General features: G+C 64.4%; 17 protein-coding genes and 1 tRNA gene. 7 read left to right on the top strand and 11 right to left on the bottom strand.

The annotated features are described in order from the left end of the window. Positions 1 to 156 precede the first annotated feature (156 nt). The 3 genes from AAC023_RS10885 to AAC023_RS10875 form a co-directional block, all read right to left on the bottom strand. Positions 157 to 233 (bottom strand) — tRNA-Arg (locus AAC023_RS10885). A gap of 94 nt (positions 234 to 327) precedes the next feature. Beyond that, positions 328 to 570 carry a DUF465 domain-containing protein gene (locus AAC023_RS10880; RefSeq protein WP_339741128.1) on the bottom strand — a complete coding sequence of 81 codons (243 nt, stop codon included), beginning with the start codon at positions 568 to 570 and terminating at the stop codon, positions 328 to 330. A gap of 185 nt (positions 571 to 755) precedes the next feature. Next, entirely contained in the window at positions 756 to 1313 is a 558-nt protein-coding gene (locus AAC023_RS10875) for a methyl-accepting chemotaxis protein (RefSeq protein WP_339741126.1), read from the bottom strand. Positions 1314 to 1518: 205 nt separating this feature from the next. Here AAC023_RS10875 and AAC023_RS10870 point away from each other — a divergent pair, with 205 nt between their 5' ends. Then, positions 1519 to 2286 (top strand): thermonuclease family protein, encoded by a 768-nt coding sequence (locus AAC023_RS10870; protein ID WP_339741124.1) that lies wholly within the window; start codon positions 1519 to 1521, stop codon positions 2284 to 2286. Between the two features lie 199 nt (positions 2287 to 2485). Here AAC023_RS10870 and AAC023_RS10865 read toward each other — a convergent pair whose 3' ends face one another. From AAC023_RS10865 to AAC023_RS10840, 6 genes are all read right to left on the bottom strand, one after another. Continuing rightward, complete coding sequence (locus AAC023_RS10865; RefSeq protein WP_091766538.1) at positions 2486 to 3004, bottom strand: CarD family transcriptional regulator; 519 nt, start codon at positions 3002 to 3004, stop codon at positions 2486 to 2488. 234 nt (positions 3005 to 3238) lie between these two features. Beyond that, the gene (gene fdxA / locus AAC023_RS10860) at positions 3239 to 3580 is read right to left on the bottom strand and encodes a ferredoxin FdxA (protein ID WP_091766535.1); all 342 of its coding nucleotides are present in this window, start codon (positions 3578 to 3580) and stop codon (positions 3239 to 3241) included. A 62-nt stretch (positions 3581 to 3642) separates the two neighbouring features. Then, positions 3643 to 4092 carry a TerB family tellurite resistance protein gene (locus AAC023_RS10855; protein WP_339741122.1) on the bottom strand — a complete coding sequence of 150 codons (450 nt, stop codon included), beginning with the start codon at positions 4090 to 4092 and terminating at the stop codon, positions 3643 to 3645. A gap of 14 nt (positions 4093 to 4106) precedes the next feature. After that, positions 4107 to 4466 (bottom strand): RNA-binding S4 domain-containing protein, encoded by a 360-nt coding sequence (locus tag AAC023_RS10850; protein WP_339741119.1) that lies wholly within the window; start codon positions 4464 to 4466, stop codon positions 4107 to 4109. Then, the gene (locus tag AAC023_RS10845) at positions 4463 to 7078 is read right to left on the bottom strand and encodes a helicase-related protein (protein ID WP_339741117.1); all 2616 of its coding nucleotides are present in this window, start codon (positions 7076 to 7078) and stop codon (positions 4463 to 4465) included. The genes AAC023_RS10850 and AAC023_RS10845 overlap by 4 nt, the downstream gene beginning before the upstream one ends. Before the next feature lie 68 nt (positions 7079 to 7146). Beyond that, on the bottom strand, positions 7147 to 7968 hold the full coding sequence (locus tag AAC023_RS10840) for a DUF3108 domain-containing protein (protein ID WP_339741115.1): 822 nt from the start codon (positions 7966 to 7968) through the stop codon (positions 7147 to 7149). Between the two features lie 186 nt (positions 7969 to 8154). Between AAC023_RS10840 and rpmB the strand changes: the two genes are divergently transcribed. Together rpmB and AAC023_RS10830 are read left to right on the top strand one after the other, a co-directional pair. Next, positions 8155 to 8460: a 50S ribosomal protein L28 gene (gene rpmB, locus AAC023_RS10835; RefSeq protein ID WP_091766520.1), complete on the top strand. Its 306-nt coding sequence runs from the start codon at positions 8155 to 8157 to the stop codon at positions 8458 to 8460. Between the two features lie 103 nt (positions 8461 to 8563). After that, on the top strand, positions 8564 to 10327 hold the full coding sequence (locus tag AAC023_RS10830; protein WP_339741111.1) for an amidohydrolase: 1764 nt from the start codon (positions 8564 to 8566) through the stop codon (positions 10325 to 10327). On the opposite strand, the gene AAC023_RS10825 is transcribed toward AAC023_RS10830, so the two are convergent. Together AAC023_RS10825 and cobT are read right to left on the bottom strand one after the other, a co-directional pair. Then, positions 10324 to 11298: an esterase-like activity of phytase family protein gene (locus tag AAC023_RS10825; protein WP_339741108.1), complete on the bottom strand. Its 975-nt coding sequence runs from the start codon at positions 11296 to 11298 to the stop codon at positions 10324 to 10326. The genes AAC023_RS10830 and AAC023_RS10825 overlap by 4 nt on opposite strands. 13 nt (positions 11299 to 11311) lie before the next feature. Then, entirely contained in the window at positions 11312 to 13225 is a 1914-nt protein-coding gene (gene cobT / locus AAC023_RS10820; protein ID WP_339741106.1) for a cobaltochelatase subunit CobT, read from the bottom strand. 180 nt (positions 13226 to 13405) lie between these two features. Here cobT and AAC023_RS10815 point away from each other — a divergent pair, with 180 nt between their 5' ends. The 4 genes from AAC023_RS10815 to AAC023_RS10800 all read left to right on the top strand — a co-directional run. After that, complete coding sequence (locus tag AAC023_RS10815) at positions 13406 to 13684, top strand: hypothetical protein (protein WP_339741103.1); 279 nt, start codon at positions 13406 to 13408, stop codon at positions 13682 to 13684. 20 nt (positions 13685 to 13704) lie between these two features. Beyond that, the gene (locus AAC023_RS10810) at positions 13705 to 14265 is read left to right on the top strand and encodes a hypothetical protein (protein WP_339741100.1); all 561 of its coding nucleotides are present in this window, start codon (positions 13705 to 13707) and stop codon (positions 14263 to 14265) included. 69 nt (positions 14266 to 14334) lie between these two features. Continuing rightward, the gene (locus tag AAC023_RS10805) at positions 14335 to 14619 is read left to right on the top strand and encodes a DUF1778 domain-containing protein (protein ID WP_339741098.1); all 285 of its coding nucleotides are present in this window, start codon (positions 14335 to 14337) and stop codon (positions 14617 to 14619) included. Then, positions 14616 to 15003 (top strand): GNAT family N-acetyltransferase (locus tag AAC023_RS10800; protein ID WP_339741096.1); only part of this gene is annotated, 388 nt, incomplete at its 3' end. The genes AAC023_RS10805 and AAC023_RS10800, both read left to right, overlap by 4 nt.

The following is a 15003-nucleotide window of genomic DNA, read 5'->3' as shown; positions in this document are numbered from 1 at the left end:
CCTGTTTTCCGAGCGAAGCCTCAAAAAGGTCTGTTGAATTCAGAATCTGACCGGGCTCGAACGCAAAGTTTTCTCCAAAGCAAAGGTTTTCCAGGCCAGCCCCCCTTCGCCCTGCGGGCTATGGCGGGGCATTCTTCGCGGCTTTGCCGCGAAGAATGGTGGCCCCGGCGCGATTCGAACGCGCGACCTACAGATTAGGAATCTGTTGCTCTATCCTGCTGAGCTACGGGGTCTCAGTGTGACTCTTCCTGATATAGCGGGGCGTTCAAATCAAGCCCCGCCATTCAATCCACTGGCAAGCATGCCCATTGGCATCACGACCCGCGTTTACGCGGTGGATTTCAGCAAGGCGTTGATTTCATCCTTCAGCACCATGCGGCGCTTGCGCATATCGGTCAGCTGGTCGTCCGATGTCGGTTCGACATTGGTTTCGGCACGGTGAATGTCGCGATTGATGGCGTGATAACTGTCGGCGAGTTTCTGGAAATGGGCGTTGCTTTCCTTCAATTTATGCAATTGCTCTGCATATTCGGGGAAGTCGGCCGCGAGTTCGTGGGGGGTATGGCTCATGATGCTGCTCCTGCAAGTCACCTGGGTTTCGATGCTGTGACCTTGCCCGAGATCGGGGGGCAGTGACAATTCCCGGGCACACTCGGGGATGTCCGGCCGTTCCCGGCGCCGCCACGCGCATGAAAAAAGGGCGGCGAGGCTGTGCAGCCTGCCGCCCCTGTTTCGTTTATTGCCGGCCTGGCGGCTCAGCGCACCTGGTCGCGGATCCGGTTGAGCTGGTGCGAGACTTCCTGTGTGGCGCGGGTCATCTGGTCGACGGCTTCCTTGCCGCGGGCGACCGAGACGCCGGAACCACGTACGCCGTCGAGGATTTCCTTCACCTCATTGTCGAGGGCCGAAATGCGTGCGGCAATGTCTTCGGTGGCCTTGGCGGTCTGGCCGGCCAGGGCTTTCACTTCGCCTGCGACGACGGCAAAACCGCGACCGGCTTCGCCAGCCCGGGCTGCTTCGATCGTGGCGTTCAGCGCCAGCAGATTGGTCTGGCTGGCGATCGCTTCAATCGTCGTGAGGATGGCGTTGATGCGCTTGGAGGCATCGGTGAGGGCCTCGACCCGGCGCTCGAGCACCTGGCTCGATTCCTCGATCTGATCCATCGTATCGCGCGCAATCTGGGCCGCGTCGGCACCTTGCGAGGCACGTGCGGCAGTCTCGCTGATCGATTCCGCGATCGCCCGGGCGGCGTTGGCCGCGCCGCTGCGGTCATCCTGTTTTTCTGTGTCGTGATTATAGGCGTGGGCGGTCATGTCGCGAATCCCTGATCAATATCTCCTGTAGAGCTAGCGGCTGAGGATGAAAGGATTGGTAAACGCCGGCGCCGCGCCGGCCGCGCGTGACAGCGGCGAGCTGTCGCCTCCCGCACGGGTTGCATCTTGAAAAAGCAATCTAAGAGTGTATCATGGTGTCGATCATATATCTGGTGGAGCCAGCAAATATCTGGTGGAGGAGGACATGCCTGACATCTTCAAACTGGCGGCAATGCTATTGGTGATGGCATGCGGGGCGCCGCAACCCGGCTTCGAAGCGGGCGAAACCGGACAGGTGACAGGAGTCTCCGGTCCGCTCAGCCTTTTGCTGGACACGTCCGATGGAGCGCTTGAGGTCCGGCTGGCGGAGCTCGATGCGCCGGATGAAGCGTCTGCGGCCAGCTGGCTGCAGGCCCGGCTGGAGGGAGAGAATGTGAGGCTGAGCTATGATGGCTTGCAGCGCGACCGCTATGACCGGGCGCTCGCCCAGGTCTATCGACCGGCTGACGGCGAGGATCACTGGGTGCAGGCGGAAATGGTGTCGGCGGGGCTGGCGCGCGTGCTGACGCATGCTGGAAACCGGCAGGCGGCGGCGCCTTTGCTTCTGATCGAAGCGCAGGCCCGTGCCGGGCGTGCCGGCCTGTGGCGTAATCCGGCCTACCGGATCCGCGACACTCACCCCGATGCCCTGGCCCAGGATATCGGCTCGATTCAGCTGGTCGAGGGGCGTGTGGTGGATGTGACCCGGCTGCAATCAGGCCGGACCTATATCAATTTTGGGCTCGACTACCGCACCGACTTCACCGTGGTGGTCGAGGCGCGCGATGAGGCGGCCTTCGAGGAGGCGGGCCGTCCGCTGGCGGAGCTCAACGGTCAGCGCATCCGCGTGCGCGGCTGGATCGAGTCGGAGAATGGACCCTTGATGCGGATCGATCATCCCGAACGGATCGAGCTGCTGGACGATGGAGGCTGAGGCTGAGCCCCGCACTGGGCTCGAGGCCTGCACTGAGCTCGAGGCCTGCATCTCAGGACAGACCTTGTCCAGTTCATCTCCAGTCCAGATCCCGCCCAGATCCCGCCCTTGAACCGGGCCCTGAACGAAAAACGCCCGGCACAGGGCCGGGCGTCTTCCTCAACAGGCGTCGTGTCTGCCATTTCTCGCCGGGAAGAGCCTAGGCGGCTTTCTTGATCAGCGAGGCGGACAGGAGGTCGCGCGCCTTTTCATGTTCAATATTCTCGACCGCGGCCAGTTCGCGAACCATGCGATCGACAGCGGATTCATACAGCTGGCGCTCCGAATAGGACTGCTCCGGCTGGTCTTCGGCGCGGTGCAGGTCGCGGACAACTTCAGCAATCATGATCAGATCGCCGGAATTGATCTTGGCTTCATATTCCTGGGCCCGGCGGCTCCACATGGTGCGCTTGACCCGGGCCTTGCCCTTGAGGGTCTTGAGCGCGTCCTTGACGATGCGGTCGCTCGAGAGCGGGCGCATGCCGGAGACATCGGCTTTTGCGGTTGGCACCCGCAAGGTCATTTTATCCTGTTCGAAGGTCACGACGTAAACTTCGATTTCGAAACCTGCGACCGAATCTTTCTCAACGCCGGATACCTGACCCACACCATGGGCCGGGTAGACAATGAAATCGCCTTGTTTGAAAGATCTGTTGTCGTTGGCGGTTTTCTTCGTCATTGATACACTCTCGCTAGGCTCTTCACGCGGCTGCTAATTGCTGATCGGGCACAAAAACCTGCCGAGCGTTCTCAAAGAAGTTCCGGCACCCATCCGGCTTCGAGATCGACAAAATTTGTGTGTGAACCACCACGTAGAAAAGCGGGCCGCACCAGACGCGCTGCCCATCAATGTGACTTACATATCACAAAATAACGTGAAATCCAAACGCTAGCGCGTGTGATCCGGCAAGATTCAGTCGCCGGACCCGGGTTTTTCCGAGAAATATTTTTCATACTTACCGGTTTCTTCCGCCAGGGCATCGGCATCGGCGGGCGCATCCTTGCGGACGGTGATATTGGGCCAGGTCTCGGCGAATTTCGAATTGATCGCCAGCCACTTCCCGTCCGGGTCATCCTCGGTATCGGGCTTGATCGCCTCGACCGGGCATTCCGGCTCGCAAACACCGCAATCAATGCACTCGTCCGGATGGATGACGAGAAAATTCTCGCCCTCGTAGAAACAGTCCACGGGACACACTTCGACGCAATCAGTATATTTGCAGCGTACGCAAGCGTCAGTGACGATATAGGTCATGGTTACCGGTCATGCAGGGGATTAGCAGGTCGAGGCCGACATGGGCTGCCGGCTCGATTTTGTCAACGGGTGCGGACCTTGGCTTCCGCACGGGCGCGGGCAAAAATCCGCTCGCGGTCATCAATTCCAAGCAGGGGCGCAATGCGGCGCACGAAAGCGTCCTCGAAGGGTGATTTTTCGCCATCGGCAAGGGCGACCATCCATAATTGCTCGATCAGGGCGACGCGCTCCTGCTCGCTCAGGCAGACTTTCACGACTTTGGTGAAGCGGTGATGATCGATCGCCCCCTCGGCCAATTCCTCAGCCTGGTCCAGCACCTTCTCGGCCGCAGCGGGCTCGAGCAGGAATGCTGCGGTGAGGATGTCCCGGATCTGATCCTGCTCGCAATCGGCATAAATACCGTCGGCGAGGGCGGCCTCCACGAGCAGCGCCGTTGCAGCAATATGGGGGTCGAGTTCGGGCCGCGGTGTCACGGGGTCTCGCCCGAAAATCTGTTTCAGCTTGTCAAACATGGGCGGGCTCCAGCCTATCGGGCGCTGACACGGTCATGGCTTCCGTTTTTCTGTTCCGGCCTTGCACCGGGCAGGCCTGTTTCCTGCGGCGCATCGTCCGGTATTTGGTAGAGCGCCTGCGCCTGCGTGGCATTGCCGCGCCGTTCGGCAAGCGCCAGAATGGTGACGCAGACAATCGAACCGTTTCGCACCAGCGTCAATGTGTCGCCTGCGCGGACGAGTGTCGCCGGCTTCGATATCCGCCGGGTCAGCCCGTTGGAGCTCACCCGAATCCGGCCCTTGGCGACAATTGTGGTGGCCAGGCTCCGGGTCTTGAAGAATCGGGCGTGCCAGAGCCAGAGATCAATCCTTTGCCCTTCGGCCATCTCGCTCATGAACTCGCCTTCTGTCTGGGTGGCCGCCCGCGTTTGCGGCGCTTGGTGCCGCTGGCCGCGGCACGCCGGGCCTGCGGCGGGGCGAAGCTCAGACTGGCGAGGGCGGAAAACGGATTATCGGCGTCAGGCAGGCTTGCCGCGGGGGCGGCCGGTGCGGCGCGCGGCGCACGGCGCCGGCGCATCCAGATTTCCCCCGCATCCGGCCCGGGCGGCTTGCCCTTGTGCAGGCGCCGATAGTCCAGCGAGCCGAGAATGCCGCGCAAATCCTCCAGATTACAGCCCAGCAGGGCCGTCATGTCGGGTGTCAGCGCAAACTGTCCCTTGGCTTGAGCGGTGCGGGCGTCGCGGATCATGTCGGCGAGCCGTTCGAGAATGTCGAAACGCACCGCGCGCGGGCCGCAGGGCTGATATCCGATAGCGATATGCTCGCCCGGTGAGCGTGTGTGGTCACGGGGCAGGGAGGTCAGGCCCGGTGCCGGCCGCCAGGCGGGCCGGGTGTCACCGGCATGGATGGCGCGCAACAGGCTGTTGAGCCGGGCCGCGGCCGGCTTGATCAGGGCCGGAAGGTAGATCATGTGTTCGCCGATCTCGACGCCCAGCGCGCGCAGGGCGCGGCGTTCGGAGGGCGACAGGGCCTGGATTTCATCGCCGACATCGAGCCGTGGCAAGGCGCCGCCCGCTTCGAACATCCGCCAGGCAATGCCGCTCGCGAGGCCGGCCAGCGCGTCGCCATTGGCGCTGTCGCGCAATCTCAGCAGGGGCGCCAGACGCGCCTGCGCCAGCTGGCTCACCAGGCGTTCCAGATGGGAGCGCGCCCGGGCGCGCGCCTCTGCGGCGCCGATTTCCGCACCGACCAGGGTGACCGCTGGCCGCAAGGGCTCCGGTCCGGCCATGAGCCGGGCGACCGGTTCGCCCAGCCAGCTGATCGCGCCGTCCTCGCCGAATATGATCTCGTCGCGGTTGACCCGGGCGAGGGCGCCGAGCCGGCGATTGACCTCGGGGCGCAGCGCCTCGATCGCCGCCGAGCGCAGGGCCCGGGCGGCCAGTTCGCGCCCCTGGGCGTCGGGCTTGAAGGAAAGCCCGGCCAGCCGGCCGACATAATGGCCTTCCACCGTCACCTCGCCCTCGGGCGAGACCCCGGCCAGCATTTCACGCTCATCGCGCAAACCCTTCATCAGCGCGCCGGTGCGGCGGTCGACAAAGCGCTGCATCAGTTTCTCGTGCAGCGCGTCAGACAGCGCGTCCTCGATTTCACGTGTGCGTTCCTGCCATTGCTCCGGATCGGCGGTCCAGTCGGGCCGGTGAGCGGCATAGGCCCAGGTGCGCACCTGGGTCAGGCGCGCGGCGAGTACATCGACCTCGCCATCGGTGCGGTCGAGGCGCTGCAAATGCCCGTTGAGCCAGTCATCGGGCAGATGGCCGGCCGGCCCGGTCAGATGCATGAAAATCGTCCGCACCAGATTGGCATGGGCATCGATGGTGACCTTGCGGAAATCGGGCAGGCGGCAGGCGTCCCACAAACGCCGCACGCCCGCCATGGAGGCGGTGCGGTCGCGGACATCCGGATCAGACGCGAGCACGGCCAGGGTGCGCTCGTCAATCGCTTCGCGCGCCCGCTCCAGAGCCGGATGGTCGGGCGGCTCGGCCAGCGAGATGAGCAGATTATCGAGCGAGCGCTCGTCGAGATCGGGATTGCGCCATTGCAGCCTGGTGACGGGTGCGAATTGGTGATTCTCGATCCGTCGCACCAGATCGGGATCGAAGGCGCCGCAATCGGCTGTCTCGCCGAATGTGCCATCGCTGCGGAAGCGTCCGGCGCGGCCGGCGATCTGGGCCAGTTCGGCGGCGCTGAGGCGGCGGCGCTTGCGGCCGTCGAACTTGCGGCTCTCAGCAAAGGCGACATGGTCGACATCCATGTTCAGCCCCATGCCGATCGCATCCGTCGCGACGAGGAAATCCACTTCGCCGGACTGATACAGCTCGACCTGGGCATTGCGGGTGCGCGGTGACAGGCCGCCCATCACGACGGCGGCCCCGCCGCGCCGGCGCCGCATCAGTTCGGCAATCGCGTAGACGGACTCCGCCGAGAAGGCGACGATCGCCGAGCGACGTGGCAGGCGCGTCAGCTTGGCCGGTCCGGTATAGCCGAGCTGGGAGAAGCGTTCGCGGGTTTCGATATGCGCCGAGGGGATCAGCTCGCGGATCAATGGACCCATCGTGGCGGCACCGAGCAGCATGGTCTCCTGACTGCCGCGGCAATACAGCATGCGGTCGGTGAAGACATGGCCGCGCTCCGGATCGGCGGCGAGCTGGACTTCGTCAATGGCGATGAAGGCGACATTGAGATTGAGGGGCATCGCCTCGGCGGTGCAGATGAAGTAGCGCGCCGATTTCGGCACGATCTTCTCCTCGCCGGTGACCAGGGCGACCGCGGCGGCCCCCTTGGCGCGGACGACACGGTCATAGACTTCGCGCGCCAGCAGCCGCAGCGGCAGGCCGATCATGCCCGAGGCGCGGCCCAGCATGCGCTCGACCGCCAGATGCGTCTTGCCGGTATTGGTCGGACCGAGGGCCGCGGTGATCTGGCCGTCGGTGTCGCGATGCGTCGTCACGCCGCTCTCCCGTATCGAGTCGGACAAGTCTAGGCCACCCGGTCAGGGGCGGCGAGGGGCGGGTGCGGTCAGTAGGTTTCCAATGAGCGGGCCGAGACAGTGACGCCGCCAAAACCGGCATTGGTGCGGATTTTAACCGGCACATAGAATTCGCCGCCATTAATGGGAGCGAGCCAGAAATCGATCGGTTCGGCAATATCCTCGGCGGTCGGGAATTCATCGGCTTCATAGCCGGAAATCGGCTCGTAATAGGCCCGGCAGACCAGCGCCTCGCCGCTCCAGGCACGGGTGCGGACATCCCGGCGGCCACCATCCTCGAAGCGCAGATTATAGCGGGCACGGCCATCGAAGACCGGCAGGCGGCCATCACAGCGTGAGCTCCCCGTCGACACCGCACCGAGCCCCATGGCGAGCAGGGTGGAAATCGGGTCCCGGGCGCCGATCCGGTCCTCGTCGGACGCGGCCGGTTCGCCCATATTGCCGAAGGGCGGATTGACGTCGGGCATGGCGATGCCCTCAGGGAAGTCGATGCCGACGACGCGATTCTTCGAGCTGGCGTGATTGAGATGGCTGTAGCGATAGGGCTGGAGCTCGGCGCCATCGCGATAACCGCTCACGCCGGCCTCGATGTCAGCATCGGTGAAGAGCGCGGCGAGGCCAGCGGCGGTGAAGCGCGCGGCAGCCTGGTAGGTGTCATCGGCGAATTCGCTGCTGATACTGATATCGGCAACCTGGAAGATCAGCACCGATCCGGAATACTGCACCGTTACGCCATGCGTGCCGGCGGCGCGGGCCAATGCCCCCGCATCGGCGGCTTCATCGGCAATGCCGGCGCTGCCGGAGACAATCAGACCCAGCGCTGCAGCGCTTGCTAACCACACATGTTTCACGCCCTATACTCCTTGCGATGGACCGGGAGGTCCGAATTGACGGCTTCATACTGCAATAATATACCCAAACCCACTGCAAGATGAACGCCGCAAGCTTGACGAGACGGGCCGCCTCCTTTATCTCGCCCGCTCCCACTCTGGTCGCAAGACCCGAGCGAAAGTTTTTTATTTTGGAAAGGTGCGACTATGGCGCGTCGCTGCGAACTGACCGGTACGGGTGTAATGTCGGGGAATAATGTTTCCCATGCCATGAACAGATCCCGCCGTCGCTTTCTGCCGAATTTGTGCGATGTGACCCTGGCTTCCGAGAAGCTGGGCCGCAATTTCAAGCTCCGCATTGCCGCCAAGGCACTGCGCAGCGTTGATCATGTTGGCGGGCTCGATGCCTTCCTGCTCAAGGCCCGCGACGAGAAATTGTCGGACAAGGCCCTGAAGATCAAGCGCGCACTCAAAAAGGCCTCTGCCGCCCCCGAGGCGACTGCAGCAGCCTGATTCGGCTAGCTTCATTATTCTGCCAACGCCCGCTGCCTGCAGCGGGCGTTGTCGTATGCGTGAAGCAAGGTTAGCCTGCCTCCTCTGAAGCGGGGAGGCTGTCATGCGTGCGATTCAAATCCTTTTGCCCTTTTGCCTGTGGGCGCTTGCTGCCTGTGGTGCGCCATCCGGAGAATCGGCCGCGCCGGCCCCTGAAGACGCCGCCCTCGACCTTGCCGCCGATGGCGCCGTGCCGGCGGCCGATCTGGTCTTCTGGGGCGGCGATATCTACACCGCCAATGACAATCAGCCCCGCGTACAGGCCGTTGCCGTCCAGGGCGGACGGATCGTCTTTGCCGGCCCCCAGGCGGGGGCGGGAATCTGGATCGGTGCGGACACCCGCGTCGTCGATCTCAATGGCGGCGCGATGTATCCCGGCTTCACCGACAGCCATGTGCATGTGCTCGGCGTCGGCGTCCGCGAGCGCACCCTCAATCTTGACGACGTCACTTCGATCCCCGAGCTGCAGGCACGCGTCGCCGCCGCGGCGGAAGAGCTGGAAGCCGGCAGCGTGCTCTATGGCCGCGGCTGGATCGAGACGCACTGGCCCGAGGGGCGCTTCCCCAATCGCCATGATCTCGATGCCGCGGCGCCGGATCATGCCGTCATCCTCACCCGCGCCGACGGCCATGCCTTGGTTGCCAATACGCTGGCCCTGCAGCAGGCCGGAATCAATGCCGACAGCGTCGCGCCCGAGGGCGGCGAGATCCTGCGGGAGGCCGATGGCGCACCCGATGGCATGCTGATCGATGCGGCCCAGGGCGCCATTTATGCGCTGGTCGACATGCCGGCGGACGCCGTCAGGGCTGATATCTATGCCCAGGGCGCGGAAGTGATGGCCAGCCTCGGCTGGACCGGGGCGCACGACGTGTCGGTGCCCTATGAGGATGTCGCGATGATCGAGGGCCTCGCCGAAGCCGGCCGCCTGCCGATACGCGACTATATCTCGATCAATCCGGATGGCTATGCCTGGCTCGCCACGCAGACCCCGCGGATCGCCGCCGATGGCCGCGTCATTACCCGCGCGATCAAGATGTATATGGATGGCGCTCTCGGCTCGCGCGGTGCGGCGCTGCTGGAGCCCTATTCCGACCGCCCCGAAAGCTCGGGCCTGCTGTTTCCCGAAGGCGATGAAATGCTCGGTGTCATGACCGAGGCGCTGCGTTCCGGCGTGCAGGTCAATGTCCATGCGATCGGCGATCGCGGTAACCGGGTCCTGCTCGACTGGGTCGAGGAAGCCCTCGCCAATGTGCCGGCAGACGAGCGTGCCCTTCCTGAGCATCGCTGGCGCGACGAGCACAGCCAGATCATCGATCCGGCCGATATTCCGCGCTTTGCCGAGCTCGGCGTGATCGCCTCGATGCAGCCCTCGCATGCGATTGGTGATCTTTATTTCGCTCCCGCCCGCCTGGGCGAGGAAAGGCTGGCCGGCGCCTATGCCTGGCAGAGCCTGCTTGACGCCGGCGCCCATATCACCGGCGGCAGTGACGCGCCGGTGGAGCGCGGCGATCCGCGGATCGAATTCTACGCCGCCACGGCCCGCGCCAGCCTGGACGGTTTCCAGGGCGATGACTGGCATGGCGAAGAGGCCTTGTCGCGCGCCGATGCGCTCAAACTCTTCACCGCCTGGCCGGCCTATGCCTCATTCCGCGAGGATGAGCTGGGCACGATCGAGGAAGGCAAGATCGCCGATTTCACGATCTTCTCGGCCGATATCATGACTATTCCCGAGGCGGACATCCTGACCGTCGAGCCGTGGATGACCGTGGTCGATGGCGCGGTGGAGTTCGAGGCGGCAAATGCCTTTCATCAGAGCGATGAGGGCTAGCCTGTGACCGCGAAGGCCAGCAGCAAGGTGCGCTGAACCGGGTTGTAATTATCGTCCGAGACGATCAGCAGGATGGTCTCGCCGTCGCGGTGGAAGGCGGTGATCCCTTCGAAATTGTCGACCGTGTTGGCAGCGTCGAATTCGGCGATCACTTCAGGATCGATCGGCTGACCGTCATTCAGGCCAGACTGGTCGAAGCGGATCACGCGCACGCGCGAGCCGACCGCAGGCGTCCAGTAGCGCTCGAGTGCGTAGATATATCCGCCGATCGCGGTCATCCCGGTCAGGCCGTGCTCGGTGGCGGCATTCACCCCCAGCCGATGCCAGCTGCCGCTTTGCTGCTGCCAGAGATCGTACAGCGTGTCGGTTGAGAAGGGCCATTCAATCCCGACCAGGAGGCTGCCGTCATCGAGCAGCGTCAAACCCTCCATGCCGCCATTGTGCGGGATGGGTATCGTCGTTGGCGGCGTTTCCATCGGATTCGGATTCGCCTGACCGGTGCGGCTCCAGTCCTCCCCGATATTATAGCACCAGATGCGGTGCTCACGTTCGAAACTGACGGCATAGCGGCCGCCTCCGAGGGCGGTGAGGCCTTCGCTATCGCCGGCCTCACCCTCAAGGTGCCGGCCGTCCCGGCCCCGCATCGGGGTGATGACAAGATTGTCGAGATCGACCAGCTCGCCCTGTTCCGACCAGCGCAGATCCGACGTTATCCACCAGGCGCTGTCGGATACCGCCAGCACGCGCTGGCCGTCGGCCGAGGTCTCGAGCGCTGACAGGCCGCCAAAGCGCGCATCGTCGGCGGAGAGTTCAAGCCCGCCCCGCCATTCGAGCTGGCCCAGCCGGCGAGTCTCCGGCGAATCGGGGAAGAGGGGCACACTCAGCACGGTCGGTGTGATCGGCGCAGGCGGGGCTGGCTGGCTGCAGGCCGTGGCCAGCAGGGCTGCCAGCAACAGAACATGGCGCGTCATCGGGATCCCCCCGTTAGCGCCTTGCCCCCATATCGGCAGTGTCGGCGCGTTTCATGGTCGATGTCGGCGAGGCCGGACGTGCATTTGTATAACCGGCCCGGCCCGGCATGTCTTCATCGAACAGGGCCGCAAGCTGGTCGGTCATCGCACCGCCGAGCTGATCGACATCATTGATCGTCACCGCCTGGCGATACCAGCGCGTGACGTCATGGCCGATGCCGATGGCGAGCAATTGCACGTCGGACCGGGTTTCAATCAGCTTGATCGTTTCGCGCAGATGCCGCTCCAGATACCCGGCTGTATTGGCCGATTGCGTGCCGTCATCGACCGGGGCGCCATCGCTGATCACCATCAGGATGCGACGTTGTTCCGGCCGGGTGGCGAGGCGTTTCCAGGCCCAGAGCAGGGCCTCGCCATCGATATTTTCCTTGAGCAGGCCTTCGCGCATCATCAGGCCGAGATTGACCCGGGCGCGGCGCCAGGGCGTGTCGGCGGCCTTGTAGATGATATGGCGCAGATCATTGAGCCGGCCCGGCTGGGGCGGCTTGCCTTCGGCGAGCCATTTCTCCTTCGACTTGCCGCCCTTCCAGGCCTTGGTCGTGAAGCCGAGCACTTCCGTCTTGACGCCGCAACGCTCCAGCGTGCGCGCCAGGATGTCGGCGCAGGCGGCGGCGACCATGATCGGACGGCCACGCATCGATCCGGAATTATCGATCAGTAGGGTGACGATGGTGTCGCGAAATTGCGTTTCGCTTTCAGCCTTGTAGGAGAGTGGCAGGGTCGGGTCTGCAATGATGCGGGCCAGACGTGCGCCGTCGAGAACGCCTTCCTCAAGGTCAAATTTCCACGCCCGCTCCTGCTTCGCCATCAGTCGGCGCTGCAGCCGGTTGGCCAGGCGCCCGACGACCTGGTCGAGGCCTTTCAGCGTGCCGTCGAGATATTTGCGCAACCGGGCCAATTCCTCGGTGTCACACAGATCGGCGGCCTGGATCACCTCGTCGAATTCGCGTGTGAAGACCTTGTAGGACGCGGCATCGGTCTCGTCGCCGGGGCGCCAGTTGGGGCGCATGGCCTTCTGGGCGGCGCCCTCATCATCCATCGAATCGACGCGGGTGTCGGCATCATCGCTATCGGCATTATTCTCGTCATCATCGCCGGCTTCGCCGGCAGCGTCGGGCGTGTCCTGGTTGTCGTCGGACTGGCCGTCCTCATCCTCGTCCTCACCGGTCCTCTGTTCGCGCTCGACGCCTTCATCCTCGTCTTCGGGGTTTTCGCTCTCCTCCGGATCGCCGCCGAGTTCATCGGACAGGTCGAGATCGCGGATCACCGAGCGCAGGGTTTCGGCAAAGGCGTCCTGATCGTCGGCATCGATGGCAAGGGCATCCAGTGATGGGCCAGCCATGTTTTCCAGCTGGTCGCGCCACAGTTTCATCAGACCAGCGGCCTCGTCCGGCGCCGGATGGCCACTGATGCGTTCGCGCACCAGCATGGCCAGCGCCTCTTCCATCGGCGCCATTTCACGCTCGGTGACATTCTGCCAGCCCTTCTGGCGGCAGCGATCAATCAGGGCTGCGTCGAGATTGGCCGCCATGCCGCGCATTTCACGCGCGCCCAGCCCCTCGACGCGCGCCTGTTCGGCGGCATGAAAAATCGCCCGCGCCGTCGCTCCCGGTGGCAGGGCGCGTGCGTGGGCGGCATCGTCATGGTGGGCCAGGCGCAGCGCCAGCGCGTCGGCGCGGCCACGCACGGCTGCGGCGGCCCTGGCGCTCGGCTGGGGCCCCGGATTGGGCAGAACCATGCGCCCGCCATTGAGCCCGGCAATCTCGCCGCCAAAGCGGACATCGAGCTCCTTGTCGCCGGCAATCGCCCGCGTCGTGATGGCAAGGGCACGCCGGAAGGCGTCGGGATCGGGGGGCGGCTGGCTCATGGCGTCCAGACTAGTTCCTCCAGCGGAAATTGCGAGTGTTGATGACGGCGCCAGTGGCGCCGGTGCCGGATTTGTCGCACCCGTTCCAGCGTGATTTCCAACCCTAATAAGGCTAGGGTTATGTCGGCACGCACTGTTTGTGGCGCGCGCAGGGATTCGGCCTGAAAAAGGGAGCCGCCGATGAGCCGGACAATCGATTACGACAAGGCCTTGCTGGACCCGGCCGACGAGTTCGATGGGCCGGAAGACGTGTTGACCCAGCCCGGGCTCACCGACGCCCAGAAAGTCGAGCTGCTGCGCCGCTGGAAATATGATGCGAGCGAGGTTGCCGTCGCCGAGGAAGAGGGCATGCAGGGCGACAAGCCCCTGATGGTCCGGCGCGTTGCCCTCGCGCTTGAAACCCTGACGGGCGGCTGTGATGCCAACCGGGTCAAGACAACCAAGCAGAACGCCATCTAGGCCGGAACGAGGAAGATCGCATGTCTGACACTCACGAAACCAGAACGCTGACGGAAGCCGTTGGCTATTTCGACAATGCCGACCGGCTGCAGGCCGCCATCGATGCGCTGTTGCGTGCCGGTTTCAACCGCGCCGAGCTCAGCCTGCTGGCGAGCGAGAAGGCGGTCGAGGCCAAGCTCGGCCATGCCTATGCCCGTCCGGCTGAACTCGAGGACAATCCGGACGTGCCGCGGACGGCCTTCGTGTCGCTGGAATCACTCGGCGATGCCGAGGGCGGACTGATCGGCGGGCTGATGTATGTCGGTGCCCTGGCGGCGGTCGGCGGCATTGTCGCTTCGGGCGGCGCCCTGGCAGCGGCGGCCGCGGCGGCCCTGGTCGGCGGCACGGCCGGCGGCTTGATCGGTACGGGGCTGGCCAGCCTGGTCGGTGAGAGCCATGCCAATTATATCGAGGAACAGCTCGTCCATGGCGGCCTTCTGCTCTGGGTGCGCACGCGCGACGCCGACCACGAGGCCCGCGCAACCGCCATCCTGCGCGAGCATTCCGGCCGCGACGTGCATCTGCACGCGCTGCCGGGCTGAGGCCGGATCGACATCGGGACCTGAGACGTGTATACAATGTATGTGTTTCTGCTCGTTTGAGGTCCCGTAATGTCCGGTTCCGCCCGCTCCAATCCGCCCGGCCGCGATGTCATCAATCTGCGCATTCCCGCTGACCAGAAAGCCCTGATCGACCGCGCTGCCGGAGCCCAGGGTCAGTCACGGACCGAATTCATGCTTGATGCCGCCCGCAAGGCCGCAACCGATGTGCTGCTCGACCGGCGGCTCTTCCAGCTCAGCGATAGCGAATTTTCCGCCTTCGAACATCAGCTTGATGCGCCGGTTGGCGAGGCCGTTTCTGACTTGCTGGCGTCGAGATCCCCCTGGGAAAAATGAGCCTGCGCCCGCCGCAACCGCTGGCGCCGAAGCATCGCGTCGAGCTGTTCGACAGCGGCGCGCCCGCGCTGGATGACTGGCTGCGCCGTCGCGCCCTCAAGAATGAACGCAACGGCGCTTCGCGGACCTATGTCGTGTGTGAAGGCGATCGTGTGGCCGGGTATTATTGTCTCGCGACCGGTGCGGTGACCCATGTTGCCGCGCCCGGGCCGCTGCGCCGGAATATGCCCGAACCGATTCCGGTGATGCTGCTGGGGCGGCTGGCTGTGGATCGCGGCTGGCAGGGGCAGGGCGTCGGGCGCGGCCTGCTCAAGGATGCGCTGCTGCGTACGCTACGGGCCGCCCGGATCGCCGGCATACGCGCGCTATTGGTGCACGCGATCG

The organism is uncultured Maricaulis sp. (genome assembly GCF_963976135.1).
Classification (GTDB): domain Bacteria; phylum Pseudomonadota; class Alphaproteobacteria; order Caulobacterales; family Maricaulaceae; genus Maricaulis.
The sequence above is the reverse complement of the archived record's forward strand: the minus strand, read 5'-3'. Positions and strand labels throughout refer to the sequence as shown.

Excerpts from the sequence above, each read along its gene's own strand:
- cobT (WP_339741106.1), bottom strand. The coding sequence starts at position 13,225 with ATGAGCCAGCCGCCCCCCGATCCCGACGCCTTCCGGCGTGCCCTTGCC.
- AAC023_RS10810 (WP_339741100.1), top strand. The coding sequence starts at position 13,705 with ATGTCTGACACTCACGAAACCAGAACGCTGACGGAAGCCGTTGGCTAT.
- AAC023_RS10865 (WP_091766538.1), bottom strand. The coding sequence starts at position 3,004 with ATGACGAAGAAAACCGCCAACGACAACAGATCTTTCAAACAAGGCGAT.
- AAC023_RS10815 (WP_339741103.1), top strand. The coding sequence starts at position 13,406 with ATGAGCCGGACAATCGATTACGACAAGGCCTTGCTGGACCCGGCCGAC.
- AAC023_RS10850 (WP_339741119.1), bottom strand. The coding sequence starts at position 4,466 with ATGAGCGAGATGGCCGAAGGGCAAAGGATTGATCTCTGGCTCTGGCAC.
- AAC023_RS10875 (WP_339741126.1), bottom strand. The coding sequence starts at position 1,313 with ATGACCGCCCACGCCTATAATCACGACACAGAAAAACAGGATGACCGC.
- AAC023_RS10805 (WP_339741098.1), top strand. The coding sequence starts at position 14,335 with ATGTCCGGTTCCGCCCGCTCCAATCCGCCCGGCCGCGATGTCATCAAT.
- rpmB (WP_091766520.1), top strand. The coding sequence starts at position 8,155 with ATGGCGCGTCGCTGCGAACTGACCGGTACGGGTGTAATGTCGGGGAAT.
- fdxA (WP_091766535.1), bottom strand. The coding sequence starts at position 3,580 with ATGACCTATATCGTCACTGACGCTTGCGTACGCTGCAAATATACTGAT.
- AAC023_RS10825 (WP_339741108.1), bottom strand. The coding sequence starts at position 11,298 with ATGACGCGCCATGTTCTGTTGCTGGCAGCCCTGCTGGCCACGGCCTGC.
- AAC023_RS10830 (WP_339741111.1), top strand. The coding sequence starts at position 8,564 with ATGCGTGCGATTCAAATCCTTTTGCCCTTTTGCCTGTGGGCGCTTGCT.
- AAC023_RS10855 (WP_339741122.1), bottom strand. The coding sequence starts at position 4,092 with ATGTTTGACAAGCTGAAACAGATTTTCGGGCGAGACCCCGTGACACCG.
- AAC023_RS10880 (WP_339741128.1), bottom strand. The coding sequence starts at position 570 with ATGAGCCATACCCCCCACGAACTCGCGGCCGACTTCCCCGAATATGCA.
- AAC023_RS10870 (WP_339741124.1), top strand. The coding sequence starts at position 1,519 with ATGCCTGACATCTTCAAACTGGCGGCAATGCTATTGGTGATGGCATGC.